The following is an 18,144-nucleotide window of genomic DNA, read 5'->3' as shown; positions in this document are numbered from 1 at the left end:
GGTGTCTCCTATCTGTTGTCTTCGAGGATCATGGCCGCCGCCTTTTCGGCGATCATGATCACAGGCGAATTGGTGTTTCCCGACGTGATCGACGGCATGATCGAGGCATCGGCGATCCGGAGCCGTCCGAGCGCCCGCATCTTCAGCCGCGGATCGACGACGCTCTCGCGATCGCCGCCCATCCGGCAGGTGCCGACCGGATGGAAGATCGTCGTGCCGATATCACCCGCCGCCTGTGCCAGTTCCTCATCGCTCCGGTAGGACGGGCCGGGCTTGAACTCCTCCGGGCTGAAGCGGGAGAAGGAGGGCTGCGCCACGATCCGCCGCGTCAGCTTTATTGATCTGACAGCTATGTCGCGATCGCGTTCCGTCGAGAGGTATCTTGGCGCGATCGTCGGCTGCATGGCGAAATCCGGGCTCGACAGATGCACCGAACCGCGGCTTTCAGGCCGCAAATTGCAGACGCTCGCCGTAATCGCCGGGAAGGCGTGTACGGGGTCGCCGAACTTGTCGAGTGAGACCGGCTGCACGTGATATTGCAGGTCGGGCGTCTCCTTGTCCGGTCCCGAGCGGGTGAAGATGCCGAGCTGGCTCGGCGCCATCGCCATCGGGCCGGAGCGGCGCACCAGATATTCGAGCCCGATCGCCGCCTTGCCGATCAGCTTCGTCGCTTTCTCGTTCAGCGTCGGAACGCCGGTTACCTTGTAGGCCAGCCGCAGCTGCAGGTGATCCTGCAGGTTCTCGCCGACGCCTCGCACCTCGCTCACGACATCGATGCCTGCATTCTGCAGCACGTCGCCCCGGCCGATACCCGACAGCTCGAGGATATGCGGGGTGCCGATCGATCCGGCCGAAAGGATCGTCTCCTTCGACGCATAGGCCTGCTTTGCCGTGCCACCATGCTGGAACTCGACGCCGGTGACCACACCCTCCTCGATCAGCAATCGGCGCACCTGCGCCTTGGTCATCACCTTGAGATTGCCGCGCTTCATCGCCGGGCGGAGGAACGCCTTGGTGGCATTCCAGCGGATACCCGAGCGCTGATTGACGTCGAAGTAACCGGAGCCCTCGTTGGTTCCGCGATTGAAATCCTCGGTGACGGGAATGCCCGCTTCCTTCGCCGCCTGCTGGAAGGCGTCGAGCACCGCCCATTTGACGCGCGCCTTCTCCACCCGCCATTCACCACCGGCGCCGTGCATCTCGTCCTTGCCGCGATAGTGATCCTCCGACTTGCGGAAGAAGGGCAGCACGTCGTCCCAGCTCCAGCCGGGGCATCCCATCTGCCGCCAGAGATCGTAGTCGCGGGCCTGGCCGCGCATATAGATCATGCCGTTGATCGACGAGCAGCCGCCGAGCACCTTGCCGCGCGGGTAGTTGAGCGCGCGGCCGTTGAGCCCGTCCTCGGGCGCCGTCGTGAAGCACCAGTCGGTGCGCGGGTTGTTGATGCAGTAGAGATAGCCGACTGGAATGTGGATCCAGTGATAGTTGTCGTTGCCACCGGCTTCCAACAGCAGGACGCGGTTGTTCCGGTCCTCAGACAGGCGGTTGGCCAGCACGCAGCCCGCGCTGCCGGCGCCGATGATGATATAGTCGTAGCGATCCATCTTCAGCACCGGCCGCTCAGCGGCGATAGACAAAGCCCAGCTTGCGGCCGATCCGCGACGCGTAGAACTCGCCGATGATACCACGGCGGAAAATCAGCACGCAGACCATGAAGACGACGCCGGTGATGATCGTGACAGGAAATTCCGAGGTCGCGAGATAGTTCTGCAGCGTCACCACGAGCCCGGCGCCGAAGATCGGCCCGATCAGCGTGCCGATGCCGCCGAGCAGCGTCATCAGGATCACCTCGCCCGACATCTGCCAGGCAACATCGGTCAGCGTCGCGAACTGGAAGACCAGCGATTTGACCGCGCCCGCAAGTCCGGCAAGGGCCGCCGACATCACGAAGGCACCGAGCTTGTATCGCGCCACGGAATAGCCGAGCGATATGGCGCGCTGCTCGTTCTCGCGGATCGATTTCAGGATCATGCCGAAGGGCGAGTTGATGAAGCGCCAGATGATGAGGAGACCGATGATGAAGACGGCGAGGACGAAGAAATACATGTTCGTGGAGTCGTTCAGGTCGATGAAGCCGAGAAGATGGCCGCGCGGCACGGACTGGATGCCGTCCTCGCCCTCGGTGAACTCCGCCTGCAGGCAGAAGAAGAAGAACATCTGCGACAGCGCCAGCGTGATCATTGCGAAATAGATGCCCTGCCGGCGGATCGCGATATAGCCCATGATCAGCCCGAGGAACGCCGCGCCCGCGACGCCGACGAGAATGCCGAGCTCCGGCGGCAGGCCCCACTCCTTCACCGTATAGGCGGTGAAATAGGCCGCGCCGCCGAAGAAGGTCGCGTGGCCGAAGGAGAGCAGCCCGGTATAGCCGAGCAGCAGGTTGAAGGCGCAGGCAAAGAGCGCGAAGCACAGCAGCTTCATCAGGAAGATCGGGTAGAAAAAGAACGGCGCGAGCAGCAGAAGCAGCAGGCCGATGACCAGGAACCCGGCCTGCACCGACAGCGCGGTCCGGCTCTTTTCCGTGCGGATGGTTTCGGTGATGTCAGTCATGTCACGCATCCCGGCCGAAGAGGCCCGCAGGCCGGATGAGAAGGACGATCGCCATGATCACGAAGATCACGATGTTCGACGCCTCAGGATAGAAAACCTTGGTCAGGCCCTCGGCAATGCCGAGCACGTAGCCTGTGACGATTGCCCCCATGATCGAGCCCATGCCGCCGACGACCACGACGGCGAAGACGACGATGATGATGTTCGATCCCATCAGCGGCGAGACCTGATAGATCGGCGCCGCCAAGACGCCCGCGAAAGCCGCCAGACCTGCGCCGAGCGCGTAGGTCAGCGTCAGGAGCAGCGGAACGTTGACGCCGAAGACCTGCACAAGCGTCGTGTTCTCAGTGGCGGCGCGCAGATAGGCGCCGAGCTTGGTCTTCTCGATCAAGAGCCATGTGCCGATGCAGATGACCAGCGAGACGATGACCACCCAGCCGCGATAGATCGGCAGGAACATGAAGCCGAGATTGGTGCCGCCGGCGAGTGCCGAGGGCGTCGCATAGGGCTGTCCGGAGGAGCCGTAGAGATAGCGGAACGTCCCCTCGATCGCCAGCGCCATGCCGAAGGTGAAGAGCAGGCCATAGAGCGGATCGAGATCATAGAGCCGCCGCAGGAACAACCGCTCGATAACGGCCCCGAACAGGCCGACGACGACGGGCGCCAGGATCAGCGCCGGCCAATAGCCGATCCCGCCATAGGCAAGCATCAGATAGGCAACGAAAGCGCCGAGCATATATTGCGCGCCATGAGCGAAGTTGATGACCCGCAACAGGCCGAAGATGATGGCGAGGCCGAGGCTCAGCAGAGCGTAGAAGGAGCCGTTGATCAGGCCGATCAGCAGCTGGCCGAGGAATGCCTGGAGGGGGATGCCGAAGATCATGGTCATGGGGCGATCTCCTCATTTCTGTGGGATGAAATGCCCTCTCTGGCCTGCCGGCCATCTCCCCCACGAGGGGGGAGAAGACTCGCGGCGCACGCTCGCGTCAATCGGATGTCGGCGGTGCGGCGAAGTAAGCCCCTCCCCCTTGTGGGGAGGGGTTGGGGAGGGGTCTTGATCAGGAACGCAACCATAACCTAAACCCCCAAAACCTTGTGCAGCGTATCCATCCGCTGCGGCAGTTCGCCGACCGGGAATTCCGACACCACCTGCCCATGATCCATCAGATAGAAGCGGTCGGCGATGCGGCTGGCGAAGCGGAAGTTCTGCTCGACGAGCAGGATCGTCATGCCGCGCTGTTTCAGCGTCTTCAGCACCTCGCCGATGCGCTGGACGATGACGGGCGCCAATCCTTCCGTCGGTTCATCGAGCAGAAGCATCTTCACGCCGGTGCGCAACACGCGGGCGATCGCCAGCATCTGCTGTTCGCCGCCCGAAAGCTTGGTGCCGGAGCTTGCCCGCCGCTCGTAGAGGTTCGGGAAGAGCTCGTAGATCTCGTCAACAGTCATCCCGCCTTCGGCGACGACGGGCGGCAGCAGCAGGTTTTCGGAGACGGTCAACGTCGAGAAGATGCCACGCTCCTCGGGAACGAAGCCGATGCCCTTATGCGTTGTCTTGTGCAGCGGCACCTGCATCATGTCGGTTCCGGCAAAGCTGATCTTTCCCTTTCGGGCGCGCACGATGCCGGTGATGGTGCGCAGCGTCGTCGTCTTGCCGACGCCGTTGCGGCCGAGGATGGTGATCGTCTCGCCCTCACCGACCGTCATGTCGATGCCATGCAGGATGTGGCTTTCGCCGTACCAGGCGTTCAGCCCCTGAATTTCGAGCAGCGCCGCCATCAGCCCTCCTCCGAGCCCATATAGGCCTGGCGCACACGCGGATCCTGGCTGACCGTCGCGTAATCGCCCTCGGCCAGGATTTCGCCCCGCTGCAGCACGGTGACATGCTGGCAGATATTGGCGACCACGGAGAGATTGTGCTCGACCATCAGCACGGCCCGGTCACGGGCGACATCGCGGATGATGGCGGAAACGACGCTGACATCCTCCTGCCCCATGCCGGCCATCGGCTCGTCGAGCAGCAGCACCTTGGGATCGAGCGCCAGCGTCGTGGCGATCTCCAGCACGCGCTTGCGGCCATAGGAAAGATCGGCGGCGATCGCATCGCGCTCCTTGGAGAGGCCGACGCTCGCCAAGAGCTGCTCGGCCCGTCCGGTCAGCTGATCGAGGGCCGAGAGCGGCCGCCAGAACTGCGTCGACAGATTGTTCGGCCGCTGCAGCGCGACCCGCACATTGTCGAGCACGGAAAGATGCGGAAAGACCGCTGAAATCTGGAAGGACCGCACGAGCCCCATGCGCGCCACCCGGTCGGGCGGCGTCTTGGTGATATCGGTGCCCATCAGCGTGATCGTACCCGCCGTCGGCTGCAGGAACTTGGTGAGCAGGTTGAAGACGGTCGTCTTGCCCGCCCCGTTCGGGCCGATCAGCGCATGGACGCTGGCATCATGGATATCGAGATCGACATTCTTCACCGCAGTGAAGCCGCCGAAATCACGTCTCAGGCCGCGGGCGGAAAGAACCACCCGCGGCTTCGTGTCAGTCACTGGTGCGGAAACCGCCATGGATCACTTCACCAGATCACAGCCGCTCTTGGCGGGATCGATATAGGCTTCCTTGCCGGGAATGGTGGCGAGCACGTTGAAGTAGTCCCACGGCTCCTTGCTCTCGTCAGGCTTCTTGACCTGCAGGAGATACATGTCGTGGATCATGCGGCCGTTGGCGCCGACTGTGCCGCCGCGGCCGAAGACGTCGTCAACGGGCATTTCATGCAGCTGCTTGGCGACCGCTTCCGTCTCGTCGGTGCCGGCCTTCTGCACGGCCTTCAGATATTGCAGCACGGCCGAATAGGTGCCGGCATGGATCATGTTCGGCATCTTGCCGGTGCGGTCGAAGAACTTCTTGCCGAATTCGCGGCTCTTGTCGTCGAGGTTCCAGTAATAGCCTTCGGTCAGCGTCAGGCCCTGCGCTGCTTCGAGGCCAAGGCCGTGGACTTCGGCGAGGGTGAAGAGCAGAGCCGCAAGGCGCTGGCCGCCCTGGACGATGCCGAACTCGGCCGCCTGTTTGATGGCGTTTGCGGTATCGAGGCCGGCATTGGCAAGGCCGATGACCTTGGCGCCCGAAGACTGCGCCTGCAGCAGGAAGGACGAGAAATCCTGGCTCGAAAGCGGGTGGCGCACCGAACCGACGATCGTGCCGCCATTCGCCTTGACGAAATCGCCGGTCTGCTGCTCCAGCGAATAGCCGAAGGCATAGTCGGCCGTCAGGAAGAACCAGCTGTCGCCGCCCTGCTTGACGAGCGCGCCGCCGGTGCCGACTGCGAGAGCATGCGTGTCATAGGCCCAATGGAAACCATAGGGGCTGCAGGCCTTGCCGGTGAGGTCGGTGGTCGCCGCGCCGGTGACGATATCGATCTTCTTCTTTTCCTTGGCGACGGCCTGGACGGCGAGTGCCACCGAAGATGTCGTCAGCTCCATGATCGCATCCACCTGCTCGGTGTCATACCACTGGCGGGCAATATTCGAGGCGACGTCGGGCTTGTTCTGGTGGTCGGCATCGACGATCTCGATCGGCATGTCGAGAACCTTGCCGCCGAAATCCTCGACCGCCATCTTGGCCGCCTCGACCGAAGACTTGCCGCCGAAATCCGCATAGACGCCGGACTGATCGTTCAGGATGCCGATCTTGACTTTGCCGTCGGAAACCGTCGCGCTCTGCGCGAAGACGGCCGTGCTGCTTGCCAGCAGAAATGCAACGGATGCAATGAAGCTCTTTCGCATATGTCTCTCCTCCCAGAGATTGGCAGATTGCGAGTCTGTTCAAATTTGACGAGCCGTCCTCCTCAAGACAGCCACTCAACGCCCACGATCACGGAATTTTTCCGATGAGGCAACCAAGCGTTTACAAATAATTCCAAACAGTATCTGTTCATTTTTGCACAGAACCGTACCAAAAGCGCTGAATCCGGCCTCGCGGTGGCACGCCGCAGCAACCGGCATTAGACCAAAGGCTAAGACCGACACGGAGCCGAATGACCAATTCCTCGCAGTTTACTTGGGACGACCTGCAGTTTTTTCTAGCGGTGGCCAGAACCGGGCAGCTGTCGACGGCGGCGCGGCAGTTGCGGACCAGCCATGCGACGGTGTCGCGGCGGATCGACCGGCTGGAATTTGCGCTGAAGGTGAAGCTCTTCGAGCGTAATCCGCGCGGCTATGTGCTGACGGCGATGGGTAACCGGTTCGTCGAGACCGCCGAGAAGATGGAGCAGGAGACGGAGCGGCTGCGCGCCGATCTCGCCACCGGCGCGATGGCGCAGCGCGGCGTCGTGCGGCTCAGCGCACCGGAGGGGTTTGCGAATTTCTTCTTTGCGACCGTGCTGCCGCAATTTGCCGAGCGGCATCCGCATCTGTCGCTCGAGCTGGTGACGATCCAGCAGATCATGTCACTGTCTCGCAAGGAGGCGGATATCAGCGTCGTTCTCGATGAACCGAAGGGCGGCCCCTACTATGCCGAGAAGCTCACCGACTATCATCTGCAGGTCTATGGGTCGCGCGATTATCTCGCCGCGAGCGCCCCGGTCTTGAGCCGCGAGGATCTGCTGTCGCATCCGTTCATCAGCTATATCGAGGAGATGATCTTTGCCCCGGGGCTCGATTATCTCGGCGACGTCCATCCGCGCATCCGGCCGCAATTCCAGAGCTCCAGCATTTTCGCGCAGCTGACGGCGACGCGTAACGGGCTGGGGCTGTGCGTGCTGCCCTATTTCTTCGCCAGCCGCTATCCGGAGCTCGAGCGCGTGTTGCCCGAGGAGGTGGATCTGACCCGCAGTTACTGGATCACCTGCCATCAGGACCTGAAGCAGGCGCCGCGCGTGCGCGCCGTGATCGATTTCCTGCGCGAAGCCGTCACCTGGCCGGATGCCCGGTTCATTCCGCCCTTTGCCGTGCAGGCCGGGCGCAAGAGCGGCTGATAGTATGGCGTACCGGCGAGGCCGTCAGACGGCTTGCCTGCTGCCTGACAGAAGGCGCATGATGCGACATCGTTCGAGTCTATTTGCCCCATGAATTCAGAACCGGATATTGCCATCATCGGAGCGGGCGCCGCGGGCGTCGGCGCAGCAAGAAGGCTTGTGGCAAGCGGCCTCTCGGTTTCCGTCTTCGAAGCCCTGCCCCGCATCGGCGGCCGTGCCTGGACGTTGCAGACGCCTGTCGGAGCGCTCGATCTCGGCTGCGGCTGGCTGCATTCCGGCGACCGCAATCCCTGGACGCGGATTGCCGAAGACGCCGGGATTTCAGTCGATCGCAAGCCAAGCGCCTGGCAGCGCCAGGATCGCGACCTCGGCTTTCCGCAGGCCGAACGTGAGGCTGCCCGCGCCGCCTTTGCCCGCTGGAGCGAGCGCGTCGCCGATGCGCCGCCGCCAAGCGATTGCGCCATCGACGCTGTGGAGCCCGGCGAACCCTGGCTCGCCTATCTGCAGGCGCTGAGCGGCTATATCAGTGGCGACGAGCTGGAGCGCATCTCCGCGAAAGACTATGCCGCCTATGACGAGGCCTCGACGGAATATAACTGGCGGGTCGAGACCGGCTACGGCGCGCTTGTCGCAGCGACCATGCCGGTTTCGGTGCAGCTGCATGTCGGAACGCCGGTGCAATCGATCTCCCTTGAAGGAAGCCGAGTGACACTGCAGACAGCGCAGGGCACTGTGAGGCCGAAGGCTGTCATCATCGCGGTATCGACCAATGTGCTTGCGGGCGGGTTTATTCGGATGCCCTCGCCGCTCGATCGCTGGTGCGAAGCCGCGGCCAGGCTGCCGCTCGGCAATAACGAGAAGCTCTATTTCGAGATAACCGGGGGCAAAAGCTTCGAAGCCGAGAGCCATGTCCTAGGCAATCCGCGCGATCCGAAGACCGGCACCTATTATATCCGCCCCTTCGGCAAGCCTGTGATCGAGGTCTTTCTCGGCGGAGCCGGAGCCCGCGCCGTCGCAACCGATCCGGACGGTGCCTTCCCGCATGCGATGGATGAACTGGCGGCGATCTTCGGCTCCGGTATCCGCAACGAGCTGCGCCCGCTTGCCGCTTCGGAATGGACGAACACGCCCTCGATCCGAGGCGGCTATAGCCACGCCCTGCCCGGCCAGGCCGATGCCCGCCTTGAGCTGGCAAAGCCCTATGACGGCAGGGTATTCTTCGCCGGCGAAGCGACGCACCAGACGGATTTTTCGACGGCCCACGGCGCCTATCAAAGCGGGCTTCGCGCCGCCGAAGAGGCGCTGCAGGCACTCGGCCGATAGAGCCGTCTACCCCCAATTGCAACCCGTAGAGCTTTGTGCCACGCTGACTTTGCCGTTTCGGCAGTCGCAGAGGAAGGGGACCCTCGCATGCTTCTATTTCTTGCATTTTTGATTGGGATCATTGCCGGCCTTCGGGCCATGACTGCACCCGCCGCCGTTGCCTGGGGCGCGGCTCTCGGCTGGTTTGACGTATCGCAGACCCCGCTTGCCTTCATGGGCTACAAGTGGACGCCGTGGATCTTCACGGTGCTCGCCGCCGTCGAGCTGATCACCGACCAGCTGCCGACGACGCCGAGCCGCAAGGTGCCGATGCAGTTCGGCGCCCGTATCATCATGGGTGCGCTGACCGGCGCCACGATCGGCGCTTCCGGCGGTTCGCTCGTAGGCGGCCTGATTGCCGGTGTGGTCGGCGCGGTCGTTGGAACGCTGGGCGGTGCCGCTGCCCGCGGCAAGCTCGCGGCCATTTTCGGCAGGGATACACCGGCGGCCCTCATCGAAGACGCAGTCGCCATCGTCGGCGCCGTCCTCATCGTATCGGCCGTCGCATGAAGACCTACGACGCCATCTTCATCGGGGCCGGCCAGGCCGGCCCCTTCCTCGCTGCCCGCATGGCCGAGAAGGGCATGAAGGTGGCGCTGATCGAGCGCAAATATCTCGGCGGCACCTGCGTCAATGCGGGCTGCATGCCGACGAAGACGCTGGTTGCCAGCGCCCGCGCCGCACATGTGGCGCGCACCGGCGGCGACTATGGCGTCAAGATTTCGGGTCCGATCGGGATCGACATGAAGGTGGTGCGCAAGCGCGCCGAAACCGTGACGATGAACGCCCGCAACGGGCTGACCGGCTGGTTCTCCGGCATGAAGAGCATGGAGGTGATCTATGGCCACGCGACATTCACCGGCGCCAGGACCGTCGAGGTCAATGGCGAGGTGCTGACTGCGCCGCAGATCTTCCTGAATGTCGGCGCCCGGCCGACCATTCCGGATTTTCCGGGCCTCGCCGATGTCGACTATCTGACAAGCACCTCGATCATCCAGCTCGATACCCTGCCCCGCCATCTCGTGGTGATCGGCGGCAGCTATATCGGCCTCGAATTCGCACAGATGTATCGCCGCTTCGGGGCCGAGGTGACGGTCATCGAGCGCGGCCCGAAACTCGCCTCGCGCGAGGACGAGGATGTCTCCGATGCGATCGAGGAGATCATCGCTTCCGAAGGCATCGCCGTTCATACCGGAGCGGAGAACATCGCTTTCGCCAAGGCGGGTGACGGCATCACCGTCTCGATTTCCGGCAAGCCGGATATCAAGGCAAGCCATGTGCTCGTCGCCACCGGCCGCACGCCGAATACCGGTGATCTCGGTCTCGACAAGGCAGGTGTCGCGACCGACAAACGCGGCTTCATCACTGTCGATGAGCGGCTGATGACCAATGTCGAGGGCATCTATGCGCTCGGCGACTGCAACGGCCACGGCGCCTTCACGCATACGTCCTATAACGACTTCGAGATCGCAGCCGCCAATCTGCTTGATGGCGGCGACCGCAAGGTGTCGAGCCGCATTCCCGCCTACGCGCTCTATATCGATCCGCCGCTCGGCCGCGCCGGGATGACGGAGAAGCAGGCGCGCGCGTCCGGCCGCGAGGTCGCCGTCTCGAAACGGCCGATGAGCCGTGTCGGCCGCGCCAATGAACGCGGCGAGACCAAGGGCTTCATGAAGATCGTTGCGGATGCGGAAACCCAGGAAATCCTCGGCGCCGCCTTCCTCGGCATCGAGGGCGACGAGGCGATCCACGGGATCATCGACGCCATGAATGCCGGGACCACCTATCCGGTCCTGCAATGGTCGGTGCCGATTCATCCGACCGTATCGGAGCTCATTCCGACGATCATCGGCGATCTCAAGCCTGTTTGACCAAACAGGTCATCTGACGCCGTTTCCGGACTTGCATCCTTGCTGAAATTGGATTTATCTCGCGCTGTTCTCAGGGCGGGGTGCAATTCCCCACCGGCGGTATCGGGGCAACCCGGAGCCCGCGAGCGCTTCCGCAAATGGAAGGTCAGCAGATCCGGTGAGAGGCCGGAGCCGACGGTATAGTCCGGATGGAAGAGAGCATGCAGGCAGCACCTTTCCGCGCGAGAGGTGTGCAGTGCTGTTCGCCCAAGGGAGAATTGGGCCGCTTCGCGGCTCGACGCAACCGCCAGAAATGGCACCCTTGAAAGGCAGAGACATGACTATCGCAACCAAACCCCAGGGCATCAAGATCGCCGTCGTGCGCGCCCGCTGGCATGCCGGTATCGTCGACCAGTGCGTGAATTCCTTCGTTTCGACGTGGCAGGCCCAGGGCGGCAATGCCGCCGATGTCGAGATATTCGACGTTCCCGGCGCCCTTGAAATCCCGCTTCACGCACAGACACTCGCCCGCACCGGCAAATATGCCGCGGTCCTCGGCTGCGCCTTCGTGGTCGATGGCGGCATCTACCGGCACGATTTCGTGGCGGGCACCGTTCTCGACGGCCTGATGCGCGTGCAGCTGGATACCAGCATCCCGGTTCTCTCCGCAGTTCTGACGCCGCATCACTTCCAGGAGAGCGAGGCCCATATCGAGTTCTTCATGAACCACTTCGTGATCAAGGGCCAGGAGGCTGCCAATGCCTGCCGGGCAATCCTCGAGGCACGTAGCAACCTGGCGGTCGCCGCTCTCTGATTGGACGAAACAAGCGCGCGCCGGAAATGGCGCGTCTGCCATTAGGCGGCTTCAGCCCGAAGCCGGGCGCGGGGTTTTCTCGCGGCCGGCAGCCGGCGCGGTGCTCGTCAGCGTCTGGCCGTGGAAACGGCTCAGCTGACCGGTGACGTCGGCGATCTCGCTTTCCGTCCGCGCCGCATCCCAGCCGAGAGCCGCGGCGGCAATACCGGCGATTTCTCTCAGTCCCTCGATCGTCAGCCGCCCCTCGATCGCCAGCGTCGTGCGGCGAAGCACGATATCGGCGAGGTGGACGACAAGCTCGTTTCTGGCAATCCAGTCGATCTCTCTGAAACTGTGGCGCGGCGCGCCCGTCAGTCTCGTCTCGTCAGACTGAACCGAAGCGAATGTGAGGATCGGCGCAGCCGTCGTGCCGTAGCGGCTCAGCAATTCGTCGGCGCGTTCGATCGTCACGCCGCCCATCGCTGCCAGATCCTTGATCCAGTGCCCGCGCTTCTCGCCATCGGCAGGAAAGCCCTTGCCGCCGCCGATCGCCAGATAGCGCGTCGATTCCCGGCGGTCGCGCTGCAGGCGGGAGAGAACGGTATCGGCGACTTCTTCGGCAAAGCCGCGGAACGTCGTCCACTTGCCGCCGACCAGCGAGACGATCGGGAACGGGCGGTTGCCTTCCGGCTCCTTCACCGGCGCGGAATGATCGCGGCTGATCAGGCCCGGTGCCGTCGCATCGGAGGCGGGCAGCGGGCGGATGCCGCTATAGCTGTAAACGATCTGGTCGCGGTCGAAGCGCAGCGTCGGCAGCAGCGAGCGGACGCTTTCGAGGAAATAATCCGTCTCCGGCTCCTCGCAGAGGACATTGTCAGGGTCATCGGCCGGGATATCGGTCGAGCCGACCAGCGCCAGACCGAGATAGCTGTAGACGAGGCAGATGCGGCCGTCGTCGGCCTCGAAATAGATCATGTGGCCGTTCAGGCTGCGTACCAGTTCGGGGTGATCGAGCAGGATATGCGAGCCCTTGGTGCCGCCGATCAGGTGTGACGGCGCCCCGAGCGCGGTATTGACGTGATCGATCCAGGGGCCAGCCGCATTGACCACAAGCTTCGTCTCCACGGCGAAGCTCGACCCGTCAGCCTGCCGGAATGTCAGCCGGCCCTCCTCGACGGAGGTAAGCGCCGCGAAATTGGCGGCCAGGCTCTTCGGATTGGCATCGCAGCCATCCTTGACCAGCTCATAGACAAGCCGCTCCGGGCGGCTGATCTTGGCGTCGTAATAGATGCCGCCGGCGACGATCGCTGGCGTGACATGTGGCATTTCCTTGCGCGCCTGCCGTTTCAGGATCAGCCGGTGCCTGGGCATGACGCGGTCACGCGAGCCGAAGAAATCGTAGAGCCCGAGGCCGATCTTGATCAGCACGGCCCCGCGGCTGCGCGGTGCCGTCTTCGAGCCGAACAGTGTGCGCAAGGCCGCCCAGATGCCGCGCGTCCAGGAGAAGACCGGGATGAAGGTCGGCAGCGGCTCGACGCAATGCGGCGCGTTCTTGAGAAGCAGATTGCGCTCCAGCGTCGATTGCGCCACGAGGCCGAATTCGCCGGTCTCGAGATATTTCAGGCCGCCGTGGATAAGGCGCGAGGGCGCGGCGCTGGTGCCGGATCCGAAATCGCCCTTGTCGACGATGAGGCAGTTGATGCCCTGCGCCGAGAGATCGCGGAAAAGTCCGGCGCCATTGATACCCGCCCCGATGATCAGGACGTCGATATCGCCCTCTCCAAGATTCGAGAAGCGCTGCTGCATGTCGGCTGTCATGGTCGTATCCTAAATCGCCGGTTGGGAGCACCGGCATTCGTCTTGTCAGTTTGCCGCGTTGACGGGTGCGAGGCCGGCAATCTTCGGCCAGAGCGGTGTCATCGCCTCGGCGATTTCGCGGAACACCTGGTAGCGCTTCTCGTAATCGGCGCTGCGCGCGGCATCGGGTTCGCAGGTCCTGGCGATGCTTGCTATGTCACGGGGATCGGCTTGCGGATCGGCATAGATTCCAGCGCCTGATCCGGCGCAGAGGGCGGCTCCCCAGGCCGCCGCCTCATCCGTCTCGGTCACCGTTACGGGCATGCCGAGCACATCGGCAAACATCTGCACCACCGTCGGATTGCGCGACACGCCGCCTGCAAGCCGCGCCCGATCGAAGGAAAAGCCATCGCGCAGCGCATCGACATGAATGCGGTGATTGAAGGCGATACCTTCGAGGACGGCGCGCAGCATGTCGCCGCGATCGTGCCAGCCGCCGAGACCGAAGAAGCTGGCGCTAGCAGCCGCGCCATAGGGCGAACCGAAGAGATAGGGGTGGAAGAGTGCGGTCGACGGGCGCTCGAAGGCCGCGTCGATCTCCGGCGCCAGCAGCGCATGGATGGCGCCGCCCTGTGCCCGTTCGCTGGCGCAGAGCGTATCGAGGAACCAGTCGTAATTTGCGGTCGAGGCCGGCGAGATCGACATGCTGTTCCAGATGCCGGGTGCAATGCCGTTGCGGCAGAACCAGCGCCGGTCGACGCGCGGCTCGGAAGACAGCGTCTCGTTGATCGAATAGGTCCCGGCGATGACGGCGACGACGCCCGGCCCGTATCCCCCAGCGCCCAACGCCGAGGCGGTGACATCATGCAATCCGGCGACGACGGGCGTGCATTCGGCAAGGCCGGTCCGTAGCGCCGCCTCGCGCGTCACCCGTCCGACGATCTGGTCGGAGCGCGAGGCCGGCGGCAAGGCGTGAACGAGCGCTTCGAGACCGAACAGCTTGAGCGCGTCCTGGCTATAGTCCTGCGTGCGCACATTGGTGAAGGAAGTGCTGGCCTCGGTGCGGTCCGTGCCGATGATCTCGGTGAGGCAGAAGCGCAGCCAGTCCTTGCAGCTGATGAAATGGCCGATTTGCTGAAAACGCTCCGGCTCGTTCTCGCGGATCCAGGCCAGCAGCGCCGAGGGTGCCGAGACATGCGGGATCTGGCCGGTGAGCTCGATCGAGGCATCCGCCACCTCGCCCTCCCAGCGGTCGACGATCTCCCCTGCCCGGCTGTCGAGCGAGAGGATGGCGCGGCCGAGCGGCTTCTGGTCGTGATCGAGGAGATAGATCCCGTCGCCATGCGCGGTGGCGGAAATCGCCTGGATGTCGTTCGCCGGCCGGCCGCTCAGCGCGATCGCCTCGCGGATGGCATCGGCGGTCGCTGTCCAGAGCTCGTCCATATCGCGCTCGATATGGCGCGGCTTCGGCATGAACTGCGTGACGCGGCGCCTGCTGACTGCGAGCGGCGTGCCGTCGATATCGAAAATGACGGCCTTGGTGACCGTCAGGCCACTATCGATCCCGAGCAGACTCGGCATTCGCCCTTACCTCGTTTGTGCAACGGGCAAGCCACCTTACGAGCGCCCCTGGGCACCCCGGGCAACCACCACGTTGATATCCTTGGACCGCATGCGGTCGATATGCACCGGGTTGGTCTTGTCGTCGACAATGACGACATCGAACTCGTCCAGTGCTGCGAAACTGTGAAGTGCCCGCCGTTCGAACTTGGTGTGATCGGCAAGCAGGATGCGTTTGACGGAACAGTCGAACATGGCGCGCTTGGTATCGACGGTCTCGGGCGACTGATGCAGCACCGTGCCGTCGCTGATCGCCGACATCGAAATGAAGGCAACGTCCGCACGCAAGCCTTTGATTTCGCTTATCGTCATCCGGCCCATGAAGGCGTTGCACCAGTTGTAATATTGCCCGCCTAGCGCCAGCAGCGTCACGTCGTGCATGCCGGTCAGCGCATTCATCAGCGTCAGCGAATTGGTGATCGCGGTGACGGGAACCCTGGACGGCAGATGCGTTGCCATCTGAAGGACGGTCGTGGAATCGTCGAAAAAGATCGCCTGGCCGGGCTCGACGAACTGCATCGCCGCCTCGGCGATCAGCTTCTTCTCGCTCGCCTGGCGGTTGGAGCGATAGACGTCGCTGGATTCGATAAGATTGGTGGCGGCGGCCGTCACGATGCCGCGCGTCTTGCGGAACAGCCCGCGGCTGACCAGCTCATCGACATCGCGATGCGCCGTCATCAGGCTGATGCCGAAACGGTCGGTCAGGTCTTCAATCCGCATCGAGCCTTCACTCATCACGGCCTCTGCGATCATGCGGCGGCGCGCGATCTGGCGCGTCTGCCGGCTGTCGCTCGTAAGCTGCTCCAACAGATCTTCGCCCTGGCTGGTCTTCTGTGTCACGGGTCACCCCTGTCGCTGAATTCTGGATACCAGCTTCGTACAGTGATTGCCGTGCCAAGGCAAAATGGCGAAACGGAACGGGCGGCTCATGCCGCGGGCAACCGTTTCAGGCATGCAGGGAGCCGGGCGGGTGGATGCCGCCCGGCCTGGAGAGCGCCCTTGCGGGCGCCTCGACCGATTACTGCTCGAGAACGAACGGACCGGTGTACTTGTCGACATTGTCCTTGGTGATCAGCAGGCAATCGAAGAGCTGCTTTTCGCTCTTGGCGCCAGTGCTGCCATTCTTGATGACGTTGTCGGCCTGCTTGACGGCTTCTTCGGAGAAGATCGCCACCGGCTGGAGGACGGTGTACTGCAGTTCGCCCGCCTTGATCGCGGCAACAGCATCCGGCGAACCGTCGAAGCCGCCGACCTTGATGTTGGCGAGCTTGCCGGCTTCCTTCAGCGCTGCGATGGCGCCGAGGGCCATTTCGTCGTTGCCGGAGATGACGCCGACGATGTCAGGATTTGCCTGCAGCATGGACTGCATCTTGTTGTGGCCCTTGGTGCGGTCCCAATCGGCAACTTCCTTGGCAACCTTCTTCAGGTCCGGGTACTGCGACAGCACGGTTTCGTAACCGTTCGAGCGCGTTGCGGCGTTGTTGTCGGAGGGAGCGCCGAACAGTTCGGCATAGTTGCCCTTGTCGCCGACAGCTTCGACCCACTGCTGCGCACCGAGGGCGGCACCCTGGGCGTTGTTGGAAACGAGCTGCGCCTTCGCCAGGCCTTCCTGGTTGATTTCAGCGTTGACGAGGATGACCGGGATACCGGCGGCAACGGCCTTCTTCACCGCGCCAACGGAGCCGTCAGCGTTTGCCGGGTCGAGAATGATCGCGACCGACTTGTTGGTGATGGCCGTGTCGATCAGGTTGCTCTCGGTGTTGGTGTCACCCTTGTGGGCGCTGACCGAAGCCGTGTAGCCGAGCTTCTCAGCGGTTGCCTTGGCAACGTTGCCTTCCGTCAGCCAGTAGGGGTTGGACGGGTCGTTGACGATGATCGTCATCTGGCCTGCTGCCCAGGCGCTGCTGACGAGGATCGGTGCGACAGCCGCGGCGGCCAGAAGAATGCGCATGCCTTTCTTAAACATAGTCTCTCTCCCATTAGTGAGCTCAGTTGTTGCCGATGATCCGGCGGTGCTTTCCCCAATCGGCCTTTGCGCCAGAGGCCTGCCGTCGTGGATAAGTTCGGTTTCAGCCGTCAGGACGATTTGACCCGGCGGCCGTATTGGATGCTGTTCATCAGGACGGCGAGAACGATCACCGCGCCGGTAAAGACGGTCTGCCAGTATGCGGAGACGCCGATGATCACGAGGCCGTCCGACAGGAAGCCGATGACGAAGGCGCCGAGCATGGTGCCGCGCACGGTGCCGCGGCCACCCGTCAGCGCCGCGCCGCCGATGACGACGGCTGCGATCGCCGTCAGTTCGTAGGTCGTGCCCGCCGTCGGACCGGCGGAGGTGAGCTGCGAGGACAGTACGAGACCGGCAATCGCTGCGCAGACGCCCGAGAGCACATAGACGATGATCTTCACACGCTTGACCGGAACGCCCGAAAGGTCGGCGGCTCGCTCGTTGCCACCCGATGCATAGAGCCAGCGGCCAAAGGCAGTGCGGCTGAGCACGATGCCGCAGACGATGGCGAGGACCGCAAGAACGATGACGCCGATCGGCACGCCGCCGAGGCGGTTGAAGCCGAGCCAGTCGAAGCCGGTATTGCCGAGTTCCGGACGGCCGCCGAGGTTGTTGTAGGTCAGGCCGTTGGTCATCAGGAGCGCGATACCGCGGGCGACATAGAGGACGCCGAGCGAGGCAACGAAGGCAGGCACCTTGAGATAGGCGACAAGCACGCCGTTGACCGCGCCGACCACGGCGCCGAGCGCGCAGGTCAGCACCACGACGGCCCAGACCGGCGGATAGAGGATGATGCCGAAATAGCTGAGCGTAACGCCCTGCATCAGGAAGCCGGCGATACAGCCTGCAAGGCCGAGCGTCGAGCCGACCGAAAGGTCGATGCCGCCGTTGAGGATGACCAGCAGCATGCCGATCGCCAGGATCCCGAAGATTGCCACATGCGAGGCCATGATCAGGAAGTTGTTGAGGCTGAAATAGTAGGGCGACAGGAAGGAGAAGACCGCGATGATGACGATCAGCGCGAAGAACGCGCGTCCTTCCAGGATCAGGCGCACGATATTGGTGTTCCGCTTCTGCCCGTTCGAAACTGACTTCTTCTCGGTGACGTTTGTGACTGACATAATCAGCGCTCCATAAT

Annotated in this window: 16 protein-coding genes and 1 riboswitch; of the genes, 5 read left to right on the top strand and 11 right to left on the bottom strand. The window is 63.4% G+C overall.

The features are described 5' to 3' along the window. Nucleotides 1-8: 8 nt before the first annotated feature. From ACEN84_RS28295 to ACEN84_RS28270, 6 genes are all read right to left on the bottom strand, one after another. Entirely contained in the window at nucleotides 9-1,604 is a 1,596-nt protein-coding gene (locus tag ACEN84_RS28295) for a GMC family oxidoreductase (protein WP_413712508.1), read from the bottom strand. 16 nt (nucleotides 1,605-1,620) lie between these two features. Then, on the bottom strand, nucleotides 1,621-2,610 hold the full coding sequence (locus ACEN84_RS28290) for a branched-chain amino acid ABC transporter permease (RefSeq protein WP_413711375.1): 990 nt from the start codon (nucleotides 2,608-2,610) through the stop codon (nucleotides 1,621-1,623). 1 nt (nucleotide 2,611) lies between these two features. After that, nucleotides 2,612-3,499, bottom strand: coding sequence for a branched-chain amino acid ABC transporter permease (locus ACEN84_RS28285; RefSeq protein WP_413711374.1), 888 nt, complete (start codon nucleotides 3,497-3,499; stop codon nucleotides 2,612-2,614). 188 nt (nucleotides 3,500-3,687) lie between these two features. Next, nucleotides 3,688-4,389, bottom strand: a complete 702-nt coding sequence (locus ACEN84_RS28280) for an ABC transporter ATP-binding protein (protein WP_413711373.1) — start codon at nucleotides 4,387-4,389, stop codon at nucleotides 3,688-3,690. Beyond that, nucleotides 4,389-5,171 carry an ABC transporter ATP-binding protein gene (locus ACEN84_RS28275; protein ID WP_112720571.1) on the bottom strand — a complete coding sequence of 261 codons (783 nt, stop codon included), beginning with the start codon at nucleotides 5,169-5,171 and terminating at the stop codon, nucleotides 4,389-4,391. The genes ACEN84_RS28280 and ACEN84_RS28275 overlap by 1 nt, the downstream gene beginning before the upstream one ends. A gap of 3 nt (nucleotides 5,172-5,174) precedes the next feature. After that, complete coding sequence (locus ACEN84_RS28270; RefSeq protein WP_413711372.1) at nucleotides 5,175-6,386, bottom strand: ABC transporter substrate-binding protein; 1,212 nt, start codon at nucleotides 6,384-6,386, stop codon at nucleotides 5,175-5,177. A gap of 251 nt (nucleotides 6,387-6,637) precedes the next feature. Between ACEN84_RS28270 and ACEN84_RS28265 the strand changes: the two genes are divergently transcribed. The 5 genes from ACEN84_RS28265 to ACEN84_RS28245 all read left to right on the top strand — a co-directional run bounded on the left by ACEN84_RS28265 (nucleotide 6,638) and on the right by ACEN84_RS28245 (nucleotide 11,602). After that, nucleotides 6,638-7,576 (top strand): LysR family transcriptional regulator, encoded by a 939-nt coding sequence (locus ACEN84_RS28265; RefSeq protein WP_413711371.1) that lies wholly within the window; start codon nucleotides 6,638-6,640, stop codon nucleotides 7,574-7,576. A gap of 90 nt (nucleotides 7,577-7,666) precedes the next feature. Continuing rightward, on the top strand, nucleotides 7,667-8,899 hold the full coding sequence (locus ACEN84_RS28260; protein ID WP_413711370.1) for a flavin monoamine oxidase family protein: 1,233 nt from the start codon (nucleotides 7,667-7,669) through the stop codon (nucleotides 8,897-8,899). Between the two features lie 87 nt (nucleotides 8,900-8,986). Beyond that, entirely contained in the window at nucleotides 8,987-9,448 is a 462-nt protein-coding gene (locus ACEN84_RS28255; protein WP_413711369.1) for a DUF4126 domain-containing protein, read from the top strand. Beyond that, complete coding sequence (locus tag ACEN84_RS28250) at nucleotides 9,445-10,809, top strand: FAD-containing oxidoreductase (protein ID WP_413711368.1); 1,365 nt, start codon at nucleotides 9,445-9,447, stop codon at nucleotides 10,807-10,809. The genes ACEN84_RS28255 and ACEN84_RS28250 overlap by 4 nt, the downstream gene beginning before the upstream one ends. A gap of 62 nt (nucleotides 10,810-10,871) precedes the next feature. Beyond that, a riboswitch (FMN riboswitch) is annotated at nucleotides 10,872-11,013 on the top strand. Nucleotides 11,014-11,125: 112 nt separating this feature from the next. After that, nucleotides 11,126-11,602 (top strand): 6,7-dimethyl-8-ribityllumazine synthase, encoded by a 477-nt coding sequence (locus ACEN84_RS28245; protein WP_112710987.1) that lies wholly within the window; start codon nucleotides 11,126-11,128, stop codon nucleotides 11,600-11,602. A gap of 51 nt (nucleotides 11,603-11,653) precedes the next feature. On the opposite strand, the gene ACEN84_RS28240 is transcribed toward ACEN84_RS28245, so the two are convergent. From ACEN84_RS28240 to ACEN84_RS28220, 5 genes are all read right to left on the bottom strand, one after another. Next, nucleotides 11,654-13,399: a glycerol-3-phosphate dehydrogenase/oxidase gene (locus tag ACEN84_RS28240; protein ID WP_413711367.1), complete on the bottom strand. Its 1,746-nt coding sequence runs from the start codon at nucleotides 13,397-13,399 to the stop codon at nucleotides 11,654-11,656. Nucleotides 13,400-13,444: 45 nt separating this feature from the next. Beyond that, nucleotides 13,445-14,959 (bottom strand): FGGY-family carbohydrate kinase, encoded by a 1,515-nt coding sequence (locus ACEN84_RS28235; RefSeq protein ID WP_413711366.1) that lies wholly within the window; start codon nucleotides 14,957-14,959, stop codon nucleotides 13,445-13,447. A gap of 36 nt (nucleotides 14,960-14,995) precedes the next feature. Then, nucleotides 14,996-15,838, bottom strand: coding sequence for a DeoR/GlpR family DNA-binding transcription regulator (locus ACEN84_RS28230; RefSeq protein ID WP_130281252.1), 843 nt, complete (start codon nucleotides 15,836-15,838; stop codon nucleotides 14,996-14,998). Between the two features lie 178 nt (nucleotides 15,839-16,016). Then, nucleotides 16,017-16,964 carry a D-ribose ABC transporter substrate-binding protein gene (locus ACEN84_RS28225; RefSeq protein WP_413711365.1) on the bottom strand — a complete coding sequence of 316 codons (948 nt, stop codon included), beginning with the start codon at nucleotides 16,962-16,964 and terminating at the stop codon, nucleotides 16,017-16,019. Nucleotides 16,965-17,074: 110 nt separating this feature from the next. Next, nucleotides 17,075-18,127, bottom strand: a complete 1,053-nt coding sequence (locus ACEN84_RS28220; RefSeq protein WP_413711364.1) for an ABC transporter permease — start codon at nucleotides 18,125-18,127, stop codon at nucleotides 17,075-17,077. Between the last annotated feature and the right edge of the window lie 17 nt (nucleotides 18,128-18,144).

Source organism: Rhizobium sp. Rhizsp82 (assembly GCF_047325115.1).
In the GTDB taxonomy this organism is placed as follows: Bacteria; Pseudomonadota; Alphaproteobacteria; order Rhizobiales; family Rhizobiaceae; genus Rhizobium.
The sequence above is the reverse complement of the archived record's forward strand: the minus strand, read 5'-3'. Positions and strand labels throughout refer to the sequence as shown.